Source organism: Bacillus sp. FSL R5-0434 (assembly GCF_038004745.1).
GTDB lineage: Bacteria > Bacillota > Bacilli > Bacillales > Bacillaceae > Bacillus > Bacillus halotolerans.
The window spans coordinates 1066219-1089364 of sequence record NZ_JBBORV010000001.1; the positions used below are offsets into that span (position 1 = coordinate 1066219).

The following is a 23146-nucleotide window of genomic DNA, read 5'->3' on the forward strand; positions in this document are numbered from 1 at the left end:
GTCAAATGAGCGAGAATCTGCTGATGCAGGAAGCTCTTCAATGGAAAATGCATTTTTTGCGAAAGGATTCCATGTTTGAACGCTTCTCAAAGCGTGTGCAAACAAAGGTGAATGAACGAATACCTGAAAAAATTCATGCAGCGGTAACTGAAAGCGTGAAAAAAATGGTGGAAGCAACGATGGCAGGATCTAATATCACCACTTATAAGAAGGATACAAGCACGCTTTCACTCAGTGAAAAAAACGAGCTTGCGAAAAAAACGATTGCTTCTTATCAGAAAGTGGCGGCTGCTGAAGGAGTCGGCACCGGGGCGGGCGGCATCTTTTTAGGTATTGCCGATTTCCCGCTGCTGCTTTCCATTAAGATGAAATGTTTATTCACTTTGTCCTCGATATACGGCTTTGATGTGAAGAATGCAGAAGAAAGGATGTTTTTGCTTCTTGTATTTCAGCTTGCTTTTTCAAGTGCTGACTGCCGCAAATCGCTTTTTTCTGTCATTGAAAACTGGGAGACGGAGAAAAAGGATATTGACTGGAGAGTGTTTCAGCAGGAGTATCGCGATTATATTGATGTCGTCAAGCTTTTTCAGCTTTTACCAGGGGTAGGGGCTGCAGTCGGCGGAATTGCCAATTATAAACTGCTTGCTCAGCTTGGAGATACAGCAAGACACGTTTTTCATCTGAGAATATTAAAGGAAACAGCCGGAGAGTAAAACTCCGGCTGTTTTTTTAAGATAAATGGTAAGTGATTGCAGCGCCCGCAAGCACTTTTGCAGCAGTCAGCATCGCTTTTTCATTGATATCAAATTTTGGATGGTGGTGGGAAAAGATACGTTCAGGCTGTTCAGGAGCGGCGCCGGTAAAGAAAAAGGTTCCTTTGACATGCTGTAAGTAATAAGAAAAATCTTCGCCGCCCATTTGCGGTTCACCTTGAAGAACCTGATGAACGCCGTCTGTGGCTTTTGCGACGTTTACCAGATGGTCGGTCTCCGCAGGGTGATTGACTACCGCCGGGTAGCCGCGTTCATAGTTGTAGTCATAGGAAGCGCCGTGCATGCTGCACACTCCTTTTACAACAGCTTCGATTTCTTTTTCCAGAATGTCGCGGACATTTTCATTAAACGAACGAGCTGTGCCAATGAGAGTTGCATGGTCTGCAATCACATTAAACGGGTTATCAGCCATGAAAGAGCCTGTCGATATGACAGCGGAGTGAATCGGATTGACTTTACGGCTGACAATATGCTGCAGCGAGGAAACGATTTGCGAGCCGATTAGGACGGCGTCTTTTGTATCATGGGGGTGAGCGCCATGGCCGCCCTTTCCGTGAATGCTGATTGTAAATCTGTCAGCTGCGGCCATTACGGCACCGGAGCGGCAGAGAATGGTACCGATCGGCTCAGTCGCCCAAAGATGGGTGCCGAATATGACGTCTGCGTTTTCAAGACAGCCGTCTTCAATCATCGGTTTTGCGCCCCCTGGCGCGTACTCCTCAGCGTGCTGGTGGATCATAATAAATGTTCCTTTCAGATCATGCCTGTTCTGATAAAGCACCTTTCCGACGGCAAGCAGAGCCGCTGTATGGCCGTCATGGCCGCATGCATGCATGACACCGGGCACTTTGGAGGCGTAAGGAACATCTTTTTCATCCTGGATGGGAAGGGCGTCAAAATCGGCCCGCAATGCGACAGCAGGACCGGGCTCGCTGCCTTCAATATAAGCCAAAACTCCATTGCCGCCGACTTTGGTGCGGATCGGGACTCCTAACGATTCGTAATAGGAAGCAATAAAAGCGGCTGTTTTTTCTTCCTGATTGGACAGTTCAGGGTACATATGGAAATGGCGCCTGATTTCCACCATTTCATCGAAACAGCTGTCGAGCTGTTTGTTTATCTCTTTTTGCAGCGTCTTTATGGACAAAGCCGCTTCCCCCTTTTCTAAGCTTTTCCATGATTGTATAGAAAAAGTCTGAATATTTCAACTGGTCGGGTTTCAAAGCATGATCATCGCTGCAATGGTTGTCACCGAAAGTCCGATCACAACGGGGAGGAAGTTCTTTCTGGCAAGCTCAAATGGATCGACCTTGCAAATGGCTGCGGCGGGAATGAGCGCCCATGGAATAAGCGTACCGCCGCCCACCCAGATAGCTGATATTTGCCCGAGTGCGGTCAGGACGGCTGGATCAGCATGGAGAGCGGATGAAAAGAGCTTGGCGATGGAGCCGGCGAGGGAAATGCCTGAAAAACCTGAACCGTCGAGTCCGGTTACGGCTCCAGCGGCAGTCAAGGCTGCGGCGGCAAGCTCCTTAGACATAGGCATGGCGTGGGATAAGGCGATGCCGAGATCATTGACAATGCCGTGTGAATGTTTAGGGAGTTCAGTACCCAAGATGCTCTCATAGCCGGAATCACCAAGATAAAAGAAAGCGGCAATTGGAATGACGGGACCGAAAACCTTAAAGCCGAATTGAAACCCCTCGATAAAATATCCAGTGATTTTTTCAAGCCCTTTCTGTTTATACACAAGGAAATGAACGATCAGCAGGATGCAAATGGCCGATCCGCCAATTAACGCGGTTGCATCATTTCCTTGAAGGTTGAATATGACCATGCACGCGATATCGGCGCCAAATACAAGAGGAATCAAAAGAGCCAGCAATGACCGAAGACGTTTCGGCAAATACATTGAAGTGTCATGTTCTTCTGACATCATCGGGGAAAAAGAAGCGGGCCGCAATTGTTTTTTGCGTTCACGCTGAATCATAAAGAAAGCGGCAGTTGTTGTGGTCACGCCCATAATCAGAACGAGCGGAATGCTTGCTGAGATGACATCACCGACAGGGATGCCTGCTGCATCAGCTGTCAGTTTTGGCGCTGCCTGAATGACAAAGTCTCCTGAAAGGGCAAAGCCGTGCCCGAATAAATTCATTGCCATGGCGGCAGCGATAGGCGGCAGGCCGGCACGGGCGGCTGCCGGAAGCAGAACGGCGCCGATTAAAGCGACACCCGGCGAAGGCCAGAAGAATAGAGAAATGGCAAACATCAGTCCGCCAATCAGCCAGTATGCAATTACAGGACCTTTAACAAGACGGACAAAGGGAGAAATCATCGCTTCATTTATCCCTGTTTTCGTTAACACATCACTCATAGACACGATAAAACAGATGATGAAAATCGTAGGGAGCAGCTCAGATGCCGCATAGATGAAGCTGTGGAATAAACTGCTGACCGAAGCTGAAAGCGAATGGCTGGCCCATAACGAAATGATGAAAATCCCAAATAACGAAATAAAGGTTGTATCTTTTCGCAACAGCATAAAAAGAATGATCGCTCCAATAAAAAACACATAAAGAACATGAACAGACATAATCCCGATTTCCATCATTGATCACTCCTTCCGCTTCCTACAGATTATTCATAGGCGGGCGGAAGGTGCCGGGACAGATAGCATCTGACCGCAGATATTACTTCAGATAGACATGAATATGTTTTAGCTGCTCGATCAACTCGTGCTTCAATACTTTTTTAGCCTGCTGCTGATGCTGCGGGTAGCATTCGGGTGAAAAAATAACGGCACCGACAGCAAGCCAGTTTTTTCGGTAGGCGATTATGCTTTCCGAAGGCTCTAAATATGAACCGTCCTCACGCGTCATTTCAAAATCGTCAAATCCGAATTGGAAGCCGCAGCACGAGCAGATTTCATAGGAGTGATGCCCTTGGTCATCATATGCCGGTTCTGTCAGCCCTTTAAACCCGCAGACTGGGCAAATATACTTCATCTAGCTTCCCTCCCTTTCGCCATAAAAAAAGCTGCCGGACATTCCGGCAGCTATTCGACAGCAACATATGTGGTGACATACGAAGGCCGGGAGAAAATGGACGTTGTGTCAACTCTGGCAGACGTGCCGCGTTTTTTGTGGGCTTCTTTGTATGAGCCTGACTGCTGCCAGTCTTGGAAGGCTCTTTCTGTTTCCCACAAGGTGAGAATGACGTACGTGTCGCTGTCAAGCGGACGCAGGACACGAATGGCTTCAAAACCGGGCTCGTTTTCGACTTTTCCCGCTCTGTTTTTAAATCTGTTTTCAAACAGCGGCCGTCCTTCCTGTGTGACGGCTATATTGTTCAATACTGCGAAACCGGGATGCTTCAAGTCCCCGACTCGGTCAATGACTTCATAGGAATGGGGGGCCTGAAAAACCGTTTCTCCGTTTGTTTCGTGAATTAAAATCGCATTTTCCTGTCCCTGCATCAAAAGCATATTTTCCGAGAAATGTTTTTGCACGATGTTTTTCAAAAAATCGGCTGTCCCATATGTAATATAAACCTTCATATCAGCCACCTCCTGCTTGCTAGTATATCAAAACAATGGTATAAGTTTCTATTGGCGACTGCTTCAAACATAAATCCAAACAATTTTTCCCATACTACCTTTAGAAAGGCGAGGTGAGTTCATGTTTAAGATAAAGAAAAAGAAACTTTTCATTCCCATCATTATTTTAGTGTTAACTGCTTTTCTCGCTTTAATAGGATATATTTCAATTATTTTTCTCGGTCATTATGTCATAGATGAAAAGAAGCTGATCCTTCACGCATCTTCAAAAATTGTTGACCAAAACGAGGATGAGGTCGCAAGTCTGTATACAGAAAATCGTGAACCGGTCTCTATCAATGAAATTCCGAAAGAGGTCAGAGAAGCGTTTATCTCAGTGGAAGATAAGAGATTTTATGAACACCACGGTATCGATGTGAAATCTGTCGGAAGAGCGGTGTACCGCGATATATTAGCAGGAGGAAAAGTAGAAGGCGCGAGCACGATCACCCAGCAGCTTGCCAAAAATATTTTTCTGACACATGACAAAACGTTTTTAAGAAAAACGAAAGAAGTGATCATAGCGATCAACCTTGAACGGGATTACAGCAAGGACAAGCTGCTGGAAATGTATCTGAACCAGCTATACTTCGGACACGGGGTTTATGGAATTCAAGCTGCATCCCATTATTATTTTAATAAGGAAGTTAAAGATTTAACCGTGTCAGAAGGCGCGGTCTTGGCTGCTATTCCGAAGGCGCCTTCTACGTATTCTCCTGTTTTGCATCCTGATAAAAGCAAGGAGCGGCGTGATACGATTCTCGGCATGATGAATGACCAAGGCTATATCAGTGCGAAAGAGGCTGTCAGCGCGCAGGGGAGGACGCTCGGGCTGAACGTGAAAAAACAGTCGGAAACACCTTGGTTTGACAGCTATATTGACCTTGTGATCCAAGAAGCGGAGGACAAGTATTCCATTTCCGGAGAGCAGCTGCTTCAAGGCGGGTACACGATTAAGGTGCCGCTTGATTCAAAACTGCAAAAAACGGCATATCAAGTCATGAAGGAAGGCAGCTATTATCCCGGAACAGATCAAGATGCTGAAGGAAGCGCAGTCTTTATCAACAATAAAACGGGCGGTGTGGAAGCAGCGATCGGCGGAAGAGATTACACGGCTAAAGGATATAATCGTGTGACAGCTGTGCGCCAGCCGGGGTCAACGTTTAAGCCGCTGGCCGTATACGGACCTGCGATGCAGGAAAAGAAATTCAAGCCGTACTCTCTGTTAAAGGATGAATTACAATCCTACGGAGATTACACACCGAAAAACTATGACGGCCGTTATGAAGGGGAAGTCACGATGTCTGATGCCATCACTTACAGCAAAAACGCGCCTGCAGTGTGGACGCTGAATGAGATCGGTGTGGAAACGGGGAAATCTTATTTGAAGGCAAACGGCATTGATATACCGGATGAAGGGCTTGCTCTGGCTCTCGGCGGTTTGGAAAAAGGCGTGTCACCCCTCCAGCTTGCCGGCGCTTTTCATACGTTTGCCGCGAATGGAACATACACCGAGCCGTACTTTATTTCAAACATAACAGATGAAGACGGGGAAACAATAGCCGATCATAAAGAAGAAGGAAAACGAGTATTCAGCAAACAGACGTCTTGGAACATGACGAGAATGCTTCAGCAGGTGGTTAAGAAGGGAACAGCAACGTCCGGCACCTATCACGGCGATCTTGCCGGGAAAACCGGTTCTACTTCATATACAGGCGTTTCCGGCGCAACAAAGGATGCCTGGTTTGCAGGTTATACGCCGAACATAACGGGAGCTGTCTGGATGGGCTATGACAAAACAGATCAAAACCATTACTTAAAAGGCGGAAGCGCATATCCGACCAGAATGTTTAAGGATATTTTGACACAGGCTGGCGAAACGGGTTCTGCGTTTGCGAAGCCTAAAAAAGTAAAAGAACTTGAAAGCCCAATTGAGCTTGAGCCTGTCAAAACGCTGACGGCTGACTATACATTTAGGGCAGCGGGGCTGTTTACGATTGAATTAAAATGGGATGCGCAAGAGGATGATCGGGCAGTGTACAGAATTTATGTAAATAAGGACGGCAAGGAAACGCTTCTTGATTCTGTTGAAGGAAAGGGAAGCTATGAGATCCCATATGCCAATTTGTTTTCGGGCGCTTCCTATAAAGTGGTGCCTTATAATACACAGACAAAAAAAGAAGGAGAAGGAACCGATTACGTTCAGCCGAAACTGTTTTCCTCTTAATGGAATTCGGCGATTTTTTGAACTTTGAGCCGCATTTCTATACCATTTGCCCAAAACGAGGTATAGTGTAATGGTCAAGGAACACGAACGTATGGTTGCAGTATGAAAGGTGGAAATCAGATGAGGAAACGAGAAACGTTTAACGAGACGTTTTTAAAAGCTGCGCGGGGAGAAAAAGCGGATCACACGCCTGTTTGGTACATGAGACAAGCCGGGCGCTCACAGCCGGAGTACCGTAAGCTGAAGGAAAAATACGGATTGTTCGAAATTACACATCAGCCCGAATTGTGTGCGTACGTCACAAGACTTCCGGTCGAGCAATACGGAGTCGATGCTGCAATCCTTTATAAAGATATTATGACGCCGCTTCCGTCGATCGGTGTAGATGTTGAAATTAAAAATGGAATCGGGCCGGTGATTGATCAGCCGATTCGTTCTCTGCAGGACATTGAAAAGCTCGGCAAGCTTGAGCCGGAACAGGACGTGCCGTATGTGCTCGAAACGATCAAACTGCTTGTCAATGAACAGCTTGACGTCCCGCTAATCGGTTTCTCTGGTGCGCCTTTTACGCTTGCCAGCTATATGATCGAAGGCGGGCCTTCGAAAAACTACAATAAAACAAAAGCCTTTATGTACAGCATGCCGGATGCCTGGAACCTGCTGATGACAAAGCTTGCCGACATGATTATCGTGTACGCGAAAGCGCAAATTAAGGCGGGCGCAAAAGCCATTCAAATCTTTGATTCATGGGTTGGCGCGCTGAATCAAGCGGATTACAGAACGTACATCAAACCGGTGATGAACCGAATTTTTTCTGAGCTGGCATCGGAAAATGTGCCGCTTATCATGTTTGGTGTAGGTGCCAGCCATTTAGCAACGGATTGGCATGACCTGCCTCTCGATGTTGTGGGGCTCGATTGGAGACTCGGCATTGATGAAGCCAGATCAAAAGGCATCACCAAAACGGTGCAAGGCAACCTGGACCCGTCCATTTTGCTTGCTCCTTGGGAAGTGATCGAGAAGAGAACGAAAGAGATTCTTGATCAAGGCTTAAAATCGGACAGCTTCATTTTTAACCTCGGGCACGGTGTATTTCCTGATGTCAGTCCGGAAGTGCTGAAAAAGCTGACTGCATTTGTACATGAATATTCTCAATCAAAGAAAATAGGCCAATACTCCTGAGCATATTTTTTGGTATCAGGATAAAAGCCTGTCAAAATTGTTTTGTGATAGATCATCTAAAGAGGGTGTAAACAGTGGGTAAAAAGAAAATGGGGCTTCTCATTATGGCGTACGGCACGCCTTACAAAGAAGAAGATATAGAGCGTTATTATACACATATCAGAAGAGGCAGAAAGCCTGAGCCTGAAATGCTTCAGGATCTGAAAGACAGATATGAAGCAATCGGGGGCATTTCGCCGCTTGCCAAAATCACAGAAGAACAGGCTTATAAGCTTGAACAGCACTTAAACGAGATTCAGGATGAGATTACGTTTAAAGCGTATATCGGGCTGAAGCATATCGAGCCGTTTATTGAAGACGCTGTGGCAGAGATGCATAAGGACGGCATTACAGAGGCGGTCAGCCTTGTATTGGCACCGCACTTCTCCACATTCAGCGTGCAGTCTTACAACAAACGTGCGAAGGAAGAGGCTGAAAAACTCGGGGGCTTAACAATTACGTCTGTCGAAAGCTGGTACGATGAACCGAAGTTTGTGAAATATTGGGTTGACCAAGTGAAGGACACGTACGCGTCAATGCCGAAGGAAGAAAGAGAAAACGCGATGCTCATCGTTTCCGCGCACAGCCTTCCGGAAAAAATTAAAGAGTACGGAGATCCGTACCCGGATCAGCTTCATGAATCCGCGAAGCTGATCGCTGAAGGCGCAGGCGTATCTGAATACGCTGTCGGCTGGCAAAGTGAAGGCAATACGCCTGATCCGTGGCTCGGACCTGACGTGCAAGATCTGACACGTGATTTATTTGAACAAAAAGGCTATCAAGCATTTGTATATGCGCCTGTCGGATTTGTCGCGGACCATCTAGAAGTGCTTTATGACAATGACTATGAATGCAAAGTGGTGACTGACGATATCGGCGCCAGCTATTACCGGCCGGAAATGCCAAACGCTAAGCCGGCATTTATTGATGCTTTAGCAACAGTCGTTTTGAAAAAATTAGGACGTTAAAGAAGGCGATGAACATGAGTGACGGCAAAAAACATGTAGTCATCATCGGCGGCGGCATTACCGGTTTAGCCGCCGCCTTCTACATGGAAAAAGAAATCAGAGACAAAGATTTGCCGCTTGAGCTGACGCTTATTGAGGCAAGTCCGAGAGTAGGCGGAAAAATCCAGACAGTCAAGAAGGACGGCTATATCATCGAAAGAGGGCCTGATTCATTCCTGGAACGGAAAAAAAGCGCTCCGCAGCTTGTCAAAGACTTAGGTCTTGACCATCTGCTTGTGAACAATGCGACCGGACAATCTTACGTGCTTGTCAACCGCACTTTGCATCCGATGCCGAAGGGGGCTGTAATGGGAATACCGACAAAAATCGCGCCGTTCGTGTCAACGGGGCTGTTTTCTCTGTCAGGGAAGGCGCGAGCTGCAATGGATTTCATCCTGCCCGCAAGTAAATCAAAAGAGGATCAGTCACTGGGAGAATTTTTCCGCAGACGTGTCGGGGATGAAGTTGTCGAGAATTTAATCGAGCCGCTTTTATCAGGCATCTATGCAGGTGATATCGACAAACTCAGCCTGATGTCAACATTCCCGCAATTCTATCAGACGGAACAAAAGCACAGAAGCCTGATCCTTGGGATGAAAAAAACAAGACCTCAAGGCTCCGGCCAGCAGCTGACAGCCAAAAAACAAGGGCAGTTTCAGACGCTGACAACAGGCCTGCAGACGCTTGTCGAAGAGATCGAAAGTCAACTAAAGCTGACAAAGGTATACAAAGGCACAAAGGTTACTAAGATTAGCCGAGAAGGCACGGGCTACTCGCTTGATCTTGATAACGGCGTATCCCTTGATGCCGAATCTGTGATTGTAACAGCCCCGCATAAAGCTGCCGCAGGAATGATTTCCGATTTGCCGGCTGTTGCAAATCTGAAAAACATGCATTCCACATCTGTGGCGAATGTCGCCTTGGGCTTCCCGGAAGGCGCCGTTCAAATGGAGCATGAGGGCACGGGCTTTGTCATCTCAAGAAACAGTGATTTCGCGATCACAGCTTGTACGTGGACGAACAAAAAATGGCCGCACGCAGCGCCGGAAGGAAAAACACTGCTTCGGGCATATGTCGGAAAAGCCGGAGACGAATCCATCGTCGACCTCTCAGATAACGACATTATCAATATTGTGCTGGAAGACTTAAAGAAAGTAATGAAAATCAACGGTGAGCCGGAAATGACATGTGTCACGCGCTGGCATGAAAGCATGCCTCAGTACCATGTCGGCCATAAACGCCGTATCAATGAGCTCCGTGAAGCGCTGGCTTCCTCATATCCTGGTGTGTACATGACGGGCGCATCCTTCGAGGGTGTTGGAATCCCGGACTGTATCGATCAAGGAAAAGCAGCTGTGTCAGACGCGCTGAAATATTTATTCGACTAAAAACCTCCGTACCTCGTACGGAGGTTTTTTGTGCCTAGATGATGGCAATATTGTGTAAAAAATGTTTGAATTGTTCAGCATGGTATGATACATTTGCATATGTACTTATTGACTAAAATGTTCAAATGGTCAGTTTTGAGGTGATATACAATGTCAATAGATCGAAAAAAGCTCATTTTGGAGGCTGCCACAAAGTCTTTCACACAGTTTGGCTATAAAGCGACGACAATGGATTTGGTGGCGAAGCTTGCGAACGTGGGAAAAGGAACCATCTATACGTTTTTCAAAAATAAAGAAGAGCTGTTTGATGATATTTTCTCTACGTTATTAAAAGAAATGAAGCAAAAAGCTGACGAAGCGATGGAGCCTGATCTCCCGTTCCATGAAAATGTTCACAGAGCGCTGTTTGCCATTCTTGAATTCAGGAAAACACATCAGCTGACGATTAAAATTTTTCAAGAAAATGCTGAGATTGGTACAATGGCAGTTCAGGACGTGATTCAGAAAATGGAGCGTTCCATTCTTTCTTATATTAAAAATAAGATAGAAGAGGGTGTCGAAAACGGAGATATCAAGCCGTGTGATCCTGAGCTGACGGCTTTTGTCATGTTGAAGCTTTATATCGCGCTCATTTTTGATTGGGAAAAACAGCATCCCCCGCTTGATAAAGAAACGATTGCGGAACTGCTTGAGTTGTATGTTGTCAAAGGATTGTCAGCCAACTAGATAATCCTTTCTCTTTACAAGAAAATGACCATTTTTCATGATGAGTCAGTTTTAGAATGGAGGCATCAGGATGAACACAATACGAAGTCAATGGAAAGACATCGTAACGAGTAAAAAATTATTGATTCCCATCATCGCCATTTTGTTTGTCCCGCTTATTTACAGCGGTGTTTTCTTAAAGGCCTATTGGGACCCGTACGGCACAGTTGACCAGCTGCCTGTCGTTGTCGTCAACCAGGATAAAGGAACGACATATGAGGGAGAAAAGCTACAAATCGGTGATGATCTGGTAAAAGAATTAAAGGATAATAAAAGCTTTGACTGGCATTTTTCCACTGATCTCGACCAATCGTTAAAGGACTTATTAAATCAAAAATACTATTTAGTAGTCGAGATTCCAGAAGACTTTTCTAAAAACGCCAGCACTGTAATGGACAAAAATCCGAAAAAACTGGATTTGAAATACCATACGAATGCCGGTTCAAACTATGTAGGAGCAACGATTGGCGAAAAAGCGATTGATAAACTGAAAGCTTCTGTTTCTAAAGAAGTGACCGAGCAATATACGAAAGTGATTTTTGATAACTTTAAAGATATTGCCAAAGGTCTCAGCGACGCGAGCAGCGGAGCGAAAAAAATTGATGACGGCACTAAGGACGCAAAAAACGGAAGCGCCAAGCTGAAAGAAAATCTGGAGAAGCTGACAGAAAGCACTGCGACAATCAGTGACAAAACGGCACAGCTTGCAGCAGGAGCAGCTAAAGTAACAAGCGGCATTCAATCGCTTGACAGCTCGCTCGGCAAATTCCAGGACAGCAGCAATACCATTTATGAAAATTCAGGAAAAATTGCCGCGGGGTCAAGTGAGCTGACAGGCAAGCTGAATGAACTTCTTGCCGGCCAGCAGACATTGCAGCAGGGATTTCCAAAGATTACAAACGGGCTGGATCAGCTTAATACAAAGGCCGCAGAGGCTTCTCAGAAAGTAGAAAAAGCAGAGAAGGTCATAAACGCAGTCGATTTGACACAGCTTGAAACAGCTGTCAGCAACCTTGAAAAATCTGAAACTGCCATGAATGAATTTAAAAAGCAGCTGACAGAGTTTGAAAACAGCTTGAAAAACCGTGATCAGGCATTTAAAAATGTGATCAATTCAAGCGAGTTCTTAACAGCGGAACAAAAAAGCCAGCTGATCAATTCTGTTGAGAAGAAGCTTCCGCAAGTAGATGCGCCTGATTTTGATCAAATCATTAGCCGGCTCCCTTCAGTGGACCAGCTTCCTGACATTTCAACGATTAAAGCCTCTCTGGAAGATGTAAAAGAGCAGGCGGCACAGCTGAAAGCAATGCCGGAAGCTACATCTAAGCTTTATAACGGTGCAAAAGCGACGCAAGATGCAATTGACAAATTAACTGAAGGAACCGAGAAGATATACAACGGTTCACAGCAGATCACAGATAGCCAAAATAAACTGACAGCCGGTATTGGAGAATACAATAAACAGTTTGCAAAAGCAAAAGCGGGCTCAGAACAATTGGTGACAGGCGGCAGCCAAGTGTCGGGCGGCTTACTGAAACTGTTAGACGGTTCTAAACAAGTTCAAAATGGATCATCAAAACTCGCTGAGGGATCTGAATCGCTTGATACAGGTTTAGGCAAGCTATTGGACGGCACAGGACAGCTGTCTAATAAGCTGAATGATGCGGCTGATCAAACAGGGGATATCAGCGCTGATGATAAAACATACGGTATGTTTGCGGATCCGGTCAAAACTAATGACGACGCGATTCATTCCGTCCCTAACTACGGAACAGGGCTGACGCCTTATATCCTATCAATGGGTTTGTATGTCGGCGGCATTATGCTGACGGTCGTATTCCCGCTGAAGGAAGCGTCAGGACGCCCTAGAAACGGTTTTGAGTGGTTCTTCAGCAAATTTAATGTCATGATGCTCGTTGGAATCATTCAATCGCTGATTGTGGCGACGGTCTTGCTTCTGGGAATTGGTCTCGAGGTTGAGAGCACGTGGAGGTTTTACGTGTTTACGATCATTACGAGTCTCGCTTTCCTTGCGATGATTCAATTTTTGGCCACGACGATGGGCAATCCGGGCCGGTTTATTGCAGTCATTATTTTAGTGCTGCAGCTCGGGGCCAGCGGAGGAACCTTCCCATTAGAATTGCTTCCGAATTTCTATCAGGTGATCCATGGCGCGCTGCCGATGACCTACAGCATAAACGGGTTCAGAGCGGTGATTTCAAACGGAGATTTCGGCTACATGTGGCAGATGGCCGGTGTCTTAATCGGCATTGCTCTAGTCATGATCGCGCTGAGCATTACCTACTTTACGATCTTAAGCCGGAAGGAAGACACTTCAGAAGAACAGCCGGCTTCCTAATGAAAAAGACCTTGTTTCTCAGGAAACAAGGTCTTTTTTGATTTAACATCCCCATTTAATCAGAAGTCCGGTATACGTTAATCCTCCGCCGAATCCGAAAAGCATCAGGGTTTGGTCTTTTTTCAGCTTCCCGGCTTTCACTGCCAGATCAAGGGCCAAAACAATAGAGACTGAAGATGTATTTCCGTAGTATTCGACACTGGTGAGTGTTTGTTCAATCGGAAACGGTGTTTTTTCACAAATCGATTCGATCATGCGCAAGTTGGCGCTGTGGGGAACAAACCAATCAAGATCATCACGGCTGAGCCCTGCTTTGTGTAAAAGATGTTCAAATTCACGGGGAATGGTTCTTGCGGCCCACTTATACACTTCGCGTCCGTTTTGTACCATTTTCCCGGAATCCGCAAGCGGCATGCCGTTGAGTTCGCTCCGCAGTCCTGCCCTATACAAAATATCTGCACCTTTTCCATATGTTCCTTGGACGGAGGCGAGGAATCCCGGTGCCTCTTCAGTTCGTTCAACCAATAGTGCGCCCGCAGCATCGCCGAACAGCACGCATGTCGTTCGATCTGTATAATCAGTCACTTTTGACAATGTTTCTCCGGCGATGACGAGAATTTTTTGATGAAGCCCGGATGTAATCAATCCGTTTGCCAAATGGAGACCGTATGTCAGTCCTGCGCATGTCGCATTGATATCTAACGCGCCGGTGTTCTCCCAGCCGAAATATTCCTGCACCCGGCAAGCCGTACTCGGAAAGGCATAATCTGCTGTTGTTGTGGCGACGAGAATCATATCCACATCTTCAAGTGTTCCTTCGTAACGGCTCTCGAGATCTTTGACTGCTTCAATGCATAAGTCTGAAGTGAACTGCTGCTCATCGGCAATCCGCCGTTCTCTCATTCCTGTGCGCTGAACAATCCATTCATCAGACGTATCTACGATTTTTTCCAGATCCGCATTGGTTAAACGCCGGGTCGGCGCATAGGTGCCGATTGCTGTAATGTTTGCTTTTGACATAATAACACAACTCCTTTTATTATCAGATTATAACACTAGATATTAGTATCTGGTACTAAAAAGAGGATTTTTGATAAAAAAAGAGAAACTGTCAGTAGAAAACCAGAAAAGGAGGAAAAAAATGGTCAGTCAAGGAGCGATAGCCTCTATGATTATTTCCGGGGTTATTGCGTTTTTGTTGCCGATCGGACTGATGATATGGTTTAGGCGAAAGTATCATGCTCCGATTAAGGTGTTTTTTATTGGCGCTCTTACGTTTTTTGTCTTTGCTCAGCTGTTGGAGGGCGGCGTTCATGTTTATGTGCTGCAAATGAATGAAACGACGAAAGAAGTGATGAAGCATCCAGTCTGGTATGCCATTTACGGATGCTTGATGGCCGGGATTTTTGAGGAGTGCGGAAGGTATATCATGATGCGTTTCTTTATGAAGCGCCGTCTTTCTTGGGCGGACGGTCTGGCCTTCGGAGCGGGCCACGGCGGTCTGGAGGCGATACTAATAACCGGCTTGTCCAGCATTACGCTTATCGTGTACGCTTTTGCGATCAATAGCGGCACTTTTGAACAGCTTTTGATTAATCAAGATGTGAAGCAGGCACTTATGCCGATTCAGGCGCAGCTGCTGAATACACCTTCGTATGAATGGCTGCTCGGCGGAATTGAAAGAATCAGCGCCATCTCTGTTCAAATCGGTCTGTCACTATTTGTGCTGTATGCGGTTAAAAGCCGCCGGCCGCTGTTTTTGCTGTATTCGATTCTCTTACACGGGCTGTTTAATGTACCGGCGGTTTTATACCAAAAAGGAGTGATAGAACATGCGGCGGCTGTTGAACTCATCGTTGCTGGGATAGCCGCGGCATCAGTGGTTTGGATTGTAAAGGCAAAAAGGCTGTTTCAATAAAAAATCCAAGCAGCAGTAACAGCCCGCTTGGAAAAATGTGAATGAAATATTCGTTTAGGCATGGGTATCAGAATATTTCTGATTCAGTCCTTAGCAATGACAGCAAGAGTGGCAGCGTTTTTTGCAAGAGCAATGTCTTTTCTTTTTCTTCTTTTTCTCGCAAGGGTCATGGCATTCTTTCTCTTTCTTGCAATGGTCGTGGAAATCCTTATCGAACCACTCGTCAAAGAACCAAAAATCATCAAACCAAAAATTACAATGATGTTTCCGTTCATGTGAATGACGACAGCACATAGATATCCCTCCTCTTCCCATGCTCTCTACAGCATATGCTAGATTGATAGGAAAAGATTGGACGGGTCTATCAGGAAAAGAGTATATTTTAAATAGAAAATAAAAGGAGGAATGTCCTATGACGTCCGTTCGTAAAACAATGGAGCTGATTAAAGAACTCGTTTCTATTCCAAGTCCGACAGGGAATACATATGAGGTGATCAAATACGTTGAAAACCTTTTAAAAGAATGGAAGGTCGAAACGGTTCTGAATCATAAGGGCGGTTTGATTGCCACGCTTCCGGGCCGCGATACATCCCGTCATCGAATGCTGACGGCGCACGTTGACACCTTGGGCGCGATGGTGAAAGAAATTAAAGCTGACGGCCGGCTGAAAATCGATTTGATCGGCGGTTTCCGCTATAACTCGATCGAAGGGGAGTATTGCCAAATTGAAACGGCTTCAGGGAAAACGTATACGGGCACCATTTTAATGCATCAAACGTCTGTGCACGTGTACAAAGACGCGGGAAAAGCGGAGCGCAATCAAGAGAATATGGAAATCCGCCTGGATGAGCCTGTACACTGCCGTAAGGATACGGAAGAGCTTGGCATTGGCGTCGGAGATTTTGTTTCGTTTGATCCCCGTGTTGAGATCACATCCAGCGGATTCATTAAATCACGCCATTTAGATGACAAAGCAAGTGTGGCCTTGTTGCTTCGCTTAATCCATCAAATTCAAACAGAAGAAATTGAACTGCCGTATACGACTCATTTTCTGATTTCTAATAATGAAGAAATCGGATACGGCGGGAACTCTAATATTCCTGCTGAAACTGTTGAATACTTGGCGGTGGATATGGGGGCTATCGGCGACGGCCAGGCGACAGACGAATATTCGGTTTCGATTTGTGTGAAGGATTCGAGCGGTCCGTATCATTATCAGCTGAGAAAGCATTTGGTCGATTTAGCTGAAAAGCACCATATTGACTATAAGCTTGATATTTACCCGTATTACGGGTCGGACGCCTCAGCAGCGATCAAATCCGGGCATGATATTGTGCACGGCCTGATCGGGCCGGGAATTGACGCTTCGCACGCTTTTGAGCGAACGCATAAGTCTTCTCTCCGCCATACAGCGAAGCTCCTGTATTATTATGTGCAATCACCGATGGTATAAGAGGGAGAAAACAAATGAAAATCTATGAACTGAAAAGCACTTTCGGCTGGGAAGGCGATGAAGGTCTTGGAGAACAGCTGATCCAGCAAATCCTTGCTGGAGAAAAAACGGCCACCTGCGCGCCGAAATCATTATATTCAAAAGATGAACTGAGTGATGTATATCAAACAGCGGGACAGCTTGTAACCGTTTATGATAAACATGATCATCCGAGATGCAATATAAAAGTGACAGATGTGTTTGAAACGACATTTGGAGCGCCTGATATGAGGTTAGTCAAAGGAGAGGGCAACGGAGACCGAATTGATGAATTTCAAGAGGACCATCGAAGAGCATGGGCGGATCTGATCAAAAATGGCGAAATGGAACTGAATGAGGACACTGTTTTGATTACAGAGCTGTTTGAGCTTGTCCAAGATTAAAAAAAGCCTGCGGGGCGTTGAGAACCCCGCAGGCTTTTTGATTAACCGGAAATGGTTGCGTTTTGATCTGCTTTAGATTGGCTCATGACAGCTTCCGCTTTTGCAGGATTAAACATGCCTTCCCATTTAGACATGACAACGGCAGCAAGTGCGTTACCAGTCAGGTTTACAACTGTACGTGCCATGTCCATAATGCGGTCTACACCGGCAATAAAGGCAAGTCCTTCTGCCGGAACACCGATCGTGCCCAGTGTTGCAAGCAAGACGACAAAAGAAGTTCCCGGAACGGCAGCCATTCCTTTAGATGTCACCATCAAAACTAATACAAGCGTAATTTGGTGCCAAATTGTTAAATCAATGCCGTATACTTGTGCAAGAAACAGCGCTGCAATAGATTGATAGAGAACGGAGCCGTCTAAGTTAAACGTATATCCAATCGGGATAACGAAAGACACAATACCTTTCGGACAGCCGATTTTCTCCATTTTTTCCATGATGCGCGGAAGAACGGTTTCAGAGCTGGACGTACTGAACGCCAATAAAATTTCGTCCTTCATGTAAGCTAGGAATTTGAAGATGCTGATACCGGCAATTTTTCCGACAATCCCAAAAATGACAATTAAGAAGAAAGCCAGTGCGACATATACCAATCCGACAAGCTTTCCGAGAGATAGAAGAGAACCGAGTCCGAATTTAGAGACAGTAACTCCGATTAGAGCAAAAACCCCGAATGGCGCTACTTTCATCACAAGGTTTACCACATGGAACATCGAATGGGAAACGCCTTCAAAAAAGGCTAATACTGGCTTGCCTCTTTCACCGATCGCGGAAATTCCCAATGCAAATAGTACGGTAAAGAAGATGATGGCAAGAAGATCCCCTTCGACCAAGGATTGGAAGAAGTTTGTCGGCACAATGTGCAGGAATGTCTCTGCCACTGATTTATTGCTTTGTTCTTTTTCTGTTTCAACATATTGACTGATGTCTGTTTTTTGAGCTTCGTGTATATTAACTCCTGTACCCGGGTGGAAGATGTTTGCAAGGGCTAGTCCGAGAATGATGGCAAAGGTCGTAATGATCTCAAAGTACAGAATTGTTCTGAAGCCTAATTTACCAACTTGCTTTCCATTTCCAGCTCCGGCTACACCGATGATTAAACTGGAGACAACAATAGGAATCACTATCATTTTGATTAAGCGTAAAAAGAGATCCCCGATTGGCTGCAGATAAGTAGGCAGTGCTGGGTTGCCGTACCAAATAACGCCAGCAATAACACCTAGAATAAGTCCAACGAATATTTGCGTGGCTAATCCAAACCTAATTCTTTTCATAGATTACCTCCCAAAAAACAAAGTATCAACATATATCATGAATAGACATATATTTAATCTCACTATTAGATCAAATTATAATAGATAAGAAATAGGTTCGTCTATAGTAAATTATATTTTGAAAATATAGAATATTCAAAAATATAAAGTGAATCACCATAATTATCTAAAAACAGGTGAGCTTTGACCCAACCTGACTATTATTTCAATATAAAGAGAAGTTAGAAGAATGAAGAAAATCTCACACTGTATGCGTGAGATTTTCGCCCCTTTACATATCGCTTACTTTTATACAGTCGTTGCAAATATTACCATAACACTCATGCTGCTCATCAATCTTTTTTCCGCATTCCGCGCACTTTTTCGAAGGCAGGTTTCTAAAAAATTCAGTAATTTTCCCTAGCATAACCAATCCCTCTTTCCCCTTTGTAATGTTTTCATTGTAATATAACAGAAAGTGAAATTCAACATCTGTTTTGATACAATGTTTAAAACATGCTTTTTTTTAGAAAAATGGGTATATTGAAGGAGGATCAATTTTCTTTGAAAAGAAGGAGGACATTATGAAAGTTACAGTTATCGGATGCTACGGCGGTTTTCCGGCCGCAAATGAAGCGACGTCGGGTTACTTGTTTCAATCGGGGGATTTTTCATTGTTAGTGGACTGCGGAAGTGCCGTGTTATCTAAGCTGTTTGGATATGTCCCGGCGGAAAAGCTGGACGCGGTGGTTCTGTCTCATTATCACCATGACCATATTGCCGACATCGGGCCGCTGCAATTTGCGAAGCAAGTCGGATCATTCCTCGGCAAAGGAGAGCACTCGCTTCCGATTTACGGACATGATGCTGATATAGAACAGTTTCAAAAGCTTACATATAAAACGCATACGAAAGGGATTGCCTATCAGCCTGATCAGCAGCTGACTGTCGGTCCGTTTACGATCACCTTTTTAAAGACGGTTCACCCGGTGACTTGTTATGCGATGCGGATTACTGACGGCAGCCATACTGTTGTGTATACTGCTGATTCCAGCTATCAGGATTCATTTATTCCGTTTTCGAAAAACGCTGATTTATTGATCTCAGAATGTAATTTTTATGCTGATCAAGACGGGACAAGCGCAGGCCATATGAACAGCTTGGAAGCAGGGCGAATTGCAGAAGAAGCGGGAGCGGGCGAGCTGCTTCTGACCCATCTGCCTCATTTCGGCGTGCATGACAACCTTCGCAAAGAAGCCAAGACCGTTTTTAACGGGAAAGTGAACATTGCGAAATCTGGTTTTGTGTGGGAAGGATAAAGGAGGAGCACCATGTTATTTATTGACAATCAAAATATCAATGATCCGCGGATCAATCTTGCTATCGAGGAGTATTGCCTTAAATATTTAGACCCTGAACAGCCGTATTTGCTTTTTTACGTGAATCAGCCGTCTATCATCATCGGAAAAAACCAAAATACAATAGAAGAAATCAATACAAAGTATGTAGAGGAAAACGGAATTATCGTCGTTCGCCGTTTATCTGGCGGCGGGGCTGTGTATCATGATTTAGGGAATTTAAACTTCAGCTTTATCACGAAGGATGACGGTGAAAGCTTTCATAACTTCAAAAAATTCACTGAGCCGGTGATTCAAGCGCTACAACAGCTCGGAGTTGAAGCGGAATTAAGCGGCCGGAATGATATTGTGGTAGATGGCCGCAAGATATCAGGGAACGCCCAATTTGCCACAAGAGGCCGCATCTTCAGCCATGGCACCCTCATGTTTGATTCAGCCATTGATCATGTTGTGTCCGCTTTAAAAGTCAAAAAGGATAAAATTGAATCAAAGGGCATCAAATCAATCAGAAGCCGTGTGGCAAACATCAGTGAGTTTCTTGATGATAAAATGACGACCGAAGATTTCCGCAGTCATTTGCTCAGACATATTTTCAATACAAATCACATTGAAGATGTGCCGGAGTATAAGCTGACTGAAAAAGATTGGGAAGTCATTCGCAAAATCTCGGAAGAACGCTATCAAAATTGGGACTGGAACTACGGCCGCTCACCTAAATTTAACCTGAACCATTCAAAGCGTTATCCGGTCGGGTCCATTGATTTGCGTTTGGAAGTAAAAAAAGGGAAAATTGAAGACTGCAAAATTTTCGGCGATTTCTTCGGTGTGGGCGATGTGTCGGAAATCGAAAACCTGCTGATTGGAAAGCAATATGAGCGCAGTGTGATCGCTGATGCGCTGGCTGATGTGAATCTGAAGCATTATTTTGGGAACATTACGAAAGAAGATTTTCTTGATCTGATTTATTAATGTCAAACACATTGTTTGAAAGGAAATTTGTGTTTTGAAATAATGGAGGCAGGGGGGATTCACATGAAAGTGTTTTTAATCGGAGCGAACGGACAAATCGGACAAAGACTTGTTTCTTTATTCAAAGAGAATGCTGATCATTCCGTCAGAGCGATGGTCAGAAAAGAAGAACAGAAAGCATCTTTGGAAGCGGCCGGCGCGGAAGCTGTGCTAGCAAATCTAGAAGGAAGCCCGGAAGAAATCGCAGCCGCGGCAAAAGGCTGTGACGCGATTATTTTTACGGCGGGTTCCGGCGGGAGCACAGGCTATGATAAAACGCTGCTGGTGGATCTTGACGGAGCGGCAAAAGCAATAGAGGCTGCGGAAATCGCGGGAATCAAACGTTTTATTATGGTCAGCGCCCTGCAGGCCCACCGCCGTGAAAATTGGAATGAGGCACTTAAACCTTATTACGTGGCCAAGCATTATGCTGATAAAATTTTGGAATCCAGCGGCTTAGCCTATACGATTATGCGTCCGGGAGGCCTTCGCAATGAACCGGGAACAGGAACGGTTTCCGCAGCCGCAGATCTAGAGCGGGGTGATATATCACGTGATGACGTTGCGGCAGCAGTCATTGCCTCTTTAGATGAAACCAACACGGAAAATCGGGCTTTTGATCTCACTGAAGGAGATACACCGATTGCCGAAGCTTTGAAGAATCTATAACACTACTGACACTCGGGGCTTTTTGCTCTTGAGTGTTTTTTTGTGTTTCTCTATAATGAAAAGGAAAGCTTATCTTCAATAATGAATGACTACTCATTCACTTTAAGGGGTGGGAGAATGAATCTGGTTTCAAAATTAGAAGAGACAGCATCTGAGAAGCCGGACAGCATCGCATGCAGGTTTAGGGATCAAGTGATTACTTACAAGGATCTGAATGACAATATTCAGCGTTTTGCGGACGGCCTTCAAAAAGCGGGTATGGAAAAAGGGGATCACCTTGCTTTGCTGCTTGGCAATTCGCCTGATTTTGTCATCGCATTTTTCGGCGCATTAAAGGCCGGTATTGTGGTGGTGCCGATCAATCCGACGTACACGCCGACAGAAATCGGCTATATGCTGACAAACGGCGATGTCAAAGCAATCGTAGGAGTAGATCAGCTTTTGCCGATTTATGAAAGCATGCACGAATCTTTGCCAAAGGTCGAACTCGTCATTTTATGCCGGACGGGAGAAACTGAGCTGGAAGTTTCAGATCCCGAAGTCAGAATGAAAATGACAACGTTTACAAAAATGTTGCGTCCGACACCCGGTGCTGCACGCCATCCAGAGGTTGTGCCTGATGATACTGCGGTAATTTTATATACGTCAGGAACAACGGGAAGACCGAAAGGCGCGATGCTGACCCACCAGAATTTGTTCAGCAATGCAAACGATGTCGCCGGGTATTTGGGAATGGATGAGAAAGACAATGTGGTTTGCGCTCTTCCGATGTTTCATGTTTTTTGCTTAACTGTCTGCATGAACGCTCCGCTGATGAGCGGCGCATGCGTGCTGATTGAACCGCAGTTCAGCCCCGCATCTGTTTTTAAGCTTGTAAAGCAGCGGCAGGCAACGATTTTTGCCGGCGTGCCTACGATGTATAACTATTTATTCCAGCATGAAGAAGGCAAGGCAGATGATTTTTCTTCTATTCGCCTGTGCATCTCGGGTGGTGCGGCCATGCCGGTCGCGCTGCTTACGGCATTTGAAGAGAAATTCGGCGTCACCATTTTGGAGGGCTACGGGCTTTCGGAAGCATCGCCTGTCACATGCTTTAACCCGTTTGACAGAGGGAGAAAACCAGGCTCCATCGGGACAAGTATTTTGCATGTCGAAAACAAGGTCGTCGATCCGCTCGGCCGAGAGGTCCCTGATCACCAGGTGGGCGAATTGATCGTAAAAGGGCCCAATGTGATGAAGGGCTATTATAATATGCCGATGGAAACGGAGCACGCTTTAAAGGACGGATGGCTTTATACGGGAGACCTGGCAAGGCGGGATGAGGACGGTTATTTTTACATTGTTGACCGGAAAAAAGACATGATTATTGTAGGCGGCTACAATGTGTATCCGCGTGAAGTGGAAGAGGTCCTGTACAGCCACCCGGACGTAAAGGAGGCTGTTGTCATCGGCGTGCCTGATGCTGAAAGCGGCGAAGCGGTAAAGGGATATGTCGTACCGAAACGGTCTGGTGTCACAGAAGAAGAAATGATGGCGCATTGTGAAAAGCATCTGGCAAAATACAAACGGCCTGCCGAGATCATCTTTCTTGATGAGATTCCGAAAAATGCGACAGGCAAAATGCTCAGACGGGCGCTCAAAGATATGCTGCCTCATTAATGTGAAAAAAGCGA

General features: G+C 45.5%; 22 protein-coding genes. 15 read left to right on the forward strand and 7 right to left on the reverse strand.

The annotated features are described in order from the left end of the window. The first annotated feature begins 5 nt into the window (after nt 1-5). A complete protein-coding gene (locus NYE43_RS05490) occupies nt 6-713 on the forward strand; it encodes an EcsC family protein (RefSeq protein WP_341061196.1) in 708 nt (235 codons plus the stop codon). 16 nt (nt 714-729) lie between these two features. Here the strand turns inward: NYE43_RS05490 and NYE43_RS05495 are convergent, their stop codons facing one another. From NYE43_RS05495 to hmoB, 4 genes are all read right to left on the reverse strand, one after another. Continuing rightward, nucleotides 730-1920: a M20 family metallopeptidase gene (locus tag NYE43_RS05495; RefSeq protein WP_095713709.1), complete on the reverse strand. Its 1191-nt coding sequence runs from the start codon at nt 1918-1920 to the stop codon at nt 730-732. Between the two features lie 72 nt (nt 1921-1992). Next, nucleotides 1993-3384, reverse strand: a complete 1392-nt coding sequence (locus NYE43_RS05500; protein WP_341061198.1) for a hypothetical protein — start codon at nt 3382-3384, stop codon at nt 1993-1995. Nucleotides 3385-3463: 79 nt separating this feature from the next. Further along, the gene (locus tag NYE43_RS05505) at nt 3464-3778 is read right to left on the reverse strand and encodes a hypothetical protein (RefSeq protein WP_341061200.1); all 315 of its coding nucleotides are present in this window, start codon (nt 3776-3778) and stop codon (nt 3464-3466) included. A gap of 50 nt (nt 3779-3828) precedes the next feature. After that, nucleotides 3829-4329 (reverse strand): heme-degrading oxygenase HmoB, encoded by a 501-nt coding sequence (gene hmoB / locus NYE43_RS05510; protein ID WP_341061202.1) that lies wholly within the window; start codon nt 4327-4329, stop codon nt 3829-3831. Between the two features lie 121 nt (nt 4330-4450). On the opposite strand from hmoB, the gene NYE43_RS05515 reads away from it, so the two are divergent. The 6 genes from NYE43_RS05515 to NYE43_RS05540 all read left to right on the forward strand — a co-directional run bounded on the left by NYE43_RS05515 (nt 4451) and on the right by NYE43_RS05540 (nt 13335). After that, nucleotides 4451-6595 carry a transglycosylase domain-containing protein gene (locus NYE43_RS05515; RefSeq protein WP_341061204.1) on the forward strand — a complete coding sequence of 715 codons (2145 nt, stop codon included), beginning with the start codon at nt 4451-4453 and terminating at the stop codon, nt 6593-6595. A 120-nt stretch (nt 6596-6715) separates the two neighbouring features. Continuing rightward, nucleotides 6716-7777 (forward strand): uroporphyrinogen decarboxylase, encoded by a 1062-nt coding sequence (hemE, locus tag NYE43_RS05520; protein WP_106022384.1) that lies wholly within the window; start codon nt 6716-6718, stop codon nt 7775-7777. A 74-nt stretch (nt 7778-7851) separates the two neighbouring features. After that, nucleotides 7852-8784, forward strand: a complete 933-nt coding sequence (gene hemH, locus NYE43_RS05525) for a ferrochelatase (protein WP_106020617.1) — start codon at nt 7852-7854, stop codon at nt 8782-8784. A gap of 14 nt (nt 8785-8798) precedes the next feature. Beyond that, complete coding sequence (gene hemY / locus NYE43_RS05530) at nt 8799-10211, forward strand: protoporphyrinogen oxidase (protein ID WP_341061207.1); 1413 nt, start codon at nt 8799-8801, stop codon at nt 10209-10211. A 150-nt stretch (nt 10212-10361) separates the two neighbouring features. Next, nucleotides 10362-10937 (forward strand): TetR/AcrR family transcriptional regulator, encoded by a 576-nt coding sequence (locus NYE43_RS05535; RefSeq protein ID WP_010333611.1) that lies wholly within the window; start codon nt 10362-10364, stop codon nt 10935-10937. Nucleotides 10938-11007: 70 nt separating this feature from the next. Further along, the gene (locus NYE43_RS05540) at nt 11008-13335 is read left to right on the forward strand and encodes a YhgE/Pip domain-containing protein (protein ID WP_103672392.1); all 2328 of its coding nucleotides are present in this window, start codon (nt 11008-11010) and stop codon (nt 13333-13335) included. Between the two features lie 42 nt (nt 13336-13377). Here NYE43_RS05540 and fabHB read toward each other — a convergent pair whose 3' ends face one another. Further along, nucleotides 13378-14355 carry a beta-ketoacyl-ACP synthase III FabHB gene (gene fabHB / locus NYE43_RS05545; RefSeq protein WP_341061210.1) on the reverse strand — a complete coding sequence of 326 codons (978 nt, stop codon included), beginning with the start codon at nt 14353-14355 and terminating at the stop codon, nt 13378-13380. Nucleotides 14356-14476: 121 nt separating this feature from the next. On the opposite strand from fabHB, the gene NYE43_RS05550 reads away from it, so the two are divergent. The 4 genes from NYE43_RS05550 to NYE43_RS05565 all read left to right on the forward strand — a co-directional run bounded on the left by NYE43_RS05550 (nt 14477) and on the right by NYE43_RS05565 (nt 17128). After that, the gene (locus NYE43_RS05550; RefSeq protein WP_095713702.1) at nt 14477-15253 is read left to right on the forward strand and encodes a YhfC family intramembrane metalloprotease; all 777 of its coding nucleotides are present in this window, start codon (nt 14477-14479) and stop codon (nt 15251-15253) included. A gap of 96 nt (nt 15254-15349) precedes the next feature. After that, nucleotides 15350-15532, forward strand: coding sequence for a hypothetical protein (locus NYE43_RS05555; protein ID WP_081638270.1), 183 nt, complete (start codon nt 15350-15352; stop codon nt 15530-15532). A gap of 133 nt (nt 15533-15665) precedes the next feature. Continuing rightward, nucleotides 15666-16706 (forward strand): M42 family metallopeptidase, encoded by a 1041-nt coding sequence (locus NYE43_RS05560; RefSeq protein ID WP_106020612.1) that lies wholly within the window; start codon nt 15666-15668, stop codon nt 16704-16706. Between the two features lie 14 nt (nt 16707-16720). Then, nucleotides 16721-17128 carry an ASCH domain-containing protein gene (locus NYE43_RS05565; protein ID WP_101860869.1) on the forward strand — a complete coding sequence of 136 codons (408 nt, stop codon included), beginning with the start codon at nt 16721-16723 and terminating at the stop codon, nt 17126-17128. Nucleotides 17129-17169: 41 nt separating this feature from the next. Here the strand turns inward: NYE43_RS05565 and gltT are convergent, their stop codons facing one another. Together gltT and yhfH are read right to left on the reverse strand one after the other, a co-directional pair. Next, a complete protein-coding gene (gltT, locus tag NYE43_RS05570) occupies nt 17170-18459 on the reverse strand; it encodes a glutamate/proton symporter GltT (protein WP_024120798.1) in 1290 nt (429 codons plus the stop codon). Nucleotides 18460-18730: 271 nt separating this feature from the next. Further along, nucleotides 18731-18865: a protein YhfH gene (gene yhfH / locus NYE43_RS05575; protein ID WP_024120799.1), complete on the reverse strand. Its 135-nt coding sequence runs from the start codon at nt 18863-18865 to the stop codon at nt 18731-18733. Between the two features lie 157 nt (nt 18866-19022). Here yhfH and NYE43_RS05580 point away from each other — a divergent pair, with 157 nt between their 5' ends. The 4 genes from NYE43_RS05580 (at nt 19023) to NYE43_RS05595 (ending at nt 23132) form a co-directional block, all read left to right on the forward strand. Further along, on the forward strand, nt 19023-19757 hold the full coding sequence (locus NYE43_RS05580) for an MBL fold metallo-hydrolase (RefSeq protein WP_044156532.1): 735 nt from the start codon (nt 19023-19025) through the stop codon (nt 19755-19757). Between the two features lie 12 nt (nt 19758-19769). Beyond that, a complete protein-coding gene (gene lplJ, locus NYE43_RS05585; RefSeq protein ID WP_103672394.1) occupies nt 19770-20765 on the forward strand; it encodes a lipoate--protein ligase LplJ in 996 nt (331 codons plus the stop codon). Nucleotides 20766-20828: 63 nt separating this feature from the next. After that, a complete protein-coding gene (locus NYE43_RS05590; RefSeq protein WP_341061216.1) occupies nt 20829-21473 on the forward strand; it encodes an SDR family oxidoreductase in 645 nt (214 codons plus the stop codon). Nucleotides 21474-21590: 117 nt separating this feature from the next. Beyond that, entirely contained in the window at nt 21591-23132 is a 1542-nt protein-coding gene (locus tag NYE43_RS05595) for a fatty acid--CoA ligase family protein (RefSeq protein ID WP_103672396.1), read from the forward strand. The last annotated feature ends 14 nt before the right edge of the window (nt 23133-23146 follow it).

Excerpts from the sequence above, each read along its gene's own strand:
- NYE43_RS05490 (WP_341061196.1), top strand. The coding sequence starts at position 6 with ATGAGCGAGAATCTGCTGATGCAGGAAGCTCTTCAATGGAAAATGCAT.
- NYE43_RS05500 (WP_341061198.1), bottom strand. The coding sequence starts at position 3,384 with ATGATGGAAATCGGGATTATGTCTGTTCATGTTCTTTATGTGTTTTTT.
- NYE43_RS05505 (WP_341061200.1), bottom strand. The coding sequence starts at position 3,778 with ATGAAGTATATTTGCCCAGTCTGCGGGTTTAAAGGGCTGACAGAACCG.
- hmoB (WP_341061202.1), bottom strand. The coding sequence starts at position 4,329 with ATGAAGGTTTATATTACATATGGGACAGCCGATTTTTTGAAAAACATC.
- NYE43_RS05515 (WP_341061204.1), top strand. The coding sequence starts at position 4,451 with ATGTTTAAGATAAAGAAAAAGAAACTTTTCATTCCCATCATTATTTTA.
- hemE (WP_106022384.1), top strand. The coding sequence starts at position 6,716 with ATGAGGAAACGAGAAACGTTTAACGAGACGTTTTTAAAAGCTGCGCGG.
- hemY (WP_341061207.1), top strand. The coding sequence starts at position 8,799 with ATGAGTGACGGCAAAAAACATGTAGTCATCATCGGCGGCGGCATTACC.
- NYE43_RS05535 (WP_010333611.1), top strand. The coding sequence starts at position 10,362 with ATGTCAATAGATCGAAAAAAGCTCATTTTGGAGGCTGCCACAAAGTCT.
- NYE43_RS05540 (WP_103672392.1), top strand. The coding sequence starts at position 11,008 with ATGAACACAATACGAAGTCAATGGAAAGACATCGTAACGAGTAAAAAA.
- fabHB (WP_341061210.1), bottom strand. The coding sequence starts at position 14,355 with ATGTCAAAAGCAAACATTACAGCAATCGGCACCTATGCGCCGACCCGG.
- NYE43_RS05550 (WP_095713702.1), top strand. The coding sequence starts at position 14,477 with ATGGTCAGTCAAGGAGCGATAGCCTCTATGATTATTTCCGGGGTTATT.
- NYE43_RS05555 (WP_081638270.1), top strand. The coding sequence starts at position 15,350 with ATGACAGCAAGAGTGGCAGCGTTTTTTGCAAGAGCAATGTCTTTTCTT.
- NYE43_RS05560 (WP_106020612.1), top strand. The coding sequence starts at position 15,666 with ATGACGTCCGTTCGTAAAACAATGGAGCTGATTAAAGAACTCGTTTCT.
- NYE43_RS05565 (WP_101860869.1), top strand. The coding sequence starts at position 16,721 with ATGAAAATCTATGAACTGAAAAGCACTTTCGGCTGGGAAGGCGATGAA.
- gltT (WP_024120798.1), bottom strand. The coding sequence starts at position 18,459 with ATGAAAAGAATTAGGTTTGGATTAGCCACGCAAATATTCGTTGGACTT.
- yhfH (WP_024120799.1), bottom strand. The coding sequence starts at position 18,865 with ATGCTAGGGAAAATTACTGAATTTTTTAGAAACCTGCCTTCGAAAAAG.
- NYE43_RS05580 (WP_044156532.1), top strand. The coding sequence starts at position 19,023 with ATGAAAGTTACAGTTATCGGATGCTACGGCGGTTTTCCGGCCGCAAAT.
- lplJ (WP_103672394.1), top strand. The coding sequence starts at position 19,770 with ATGTTATTTATTGACAATCAAAATATCAATGATCCGCGGATCAATCTT.
- NYE43_RS05590 (WP_341061216.1), top strand. The coding sequence starts at position 20,829 with ATGAAAGTGTTTTTAATCGGAGCGAACGGACAAATCGGACAAAGACTT.
- NYE43_RS05595 (WP_103672396.1), top strand. The coding sequence starts at position 21,591 with ATGAATCTGGTTTCAAAATTAGAAGAGACAGCATCTGAGAAGCCGGAC.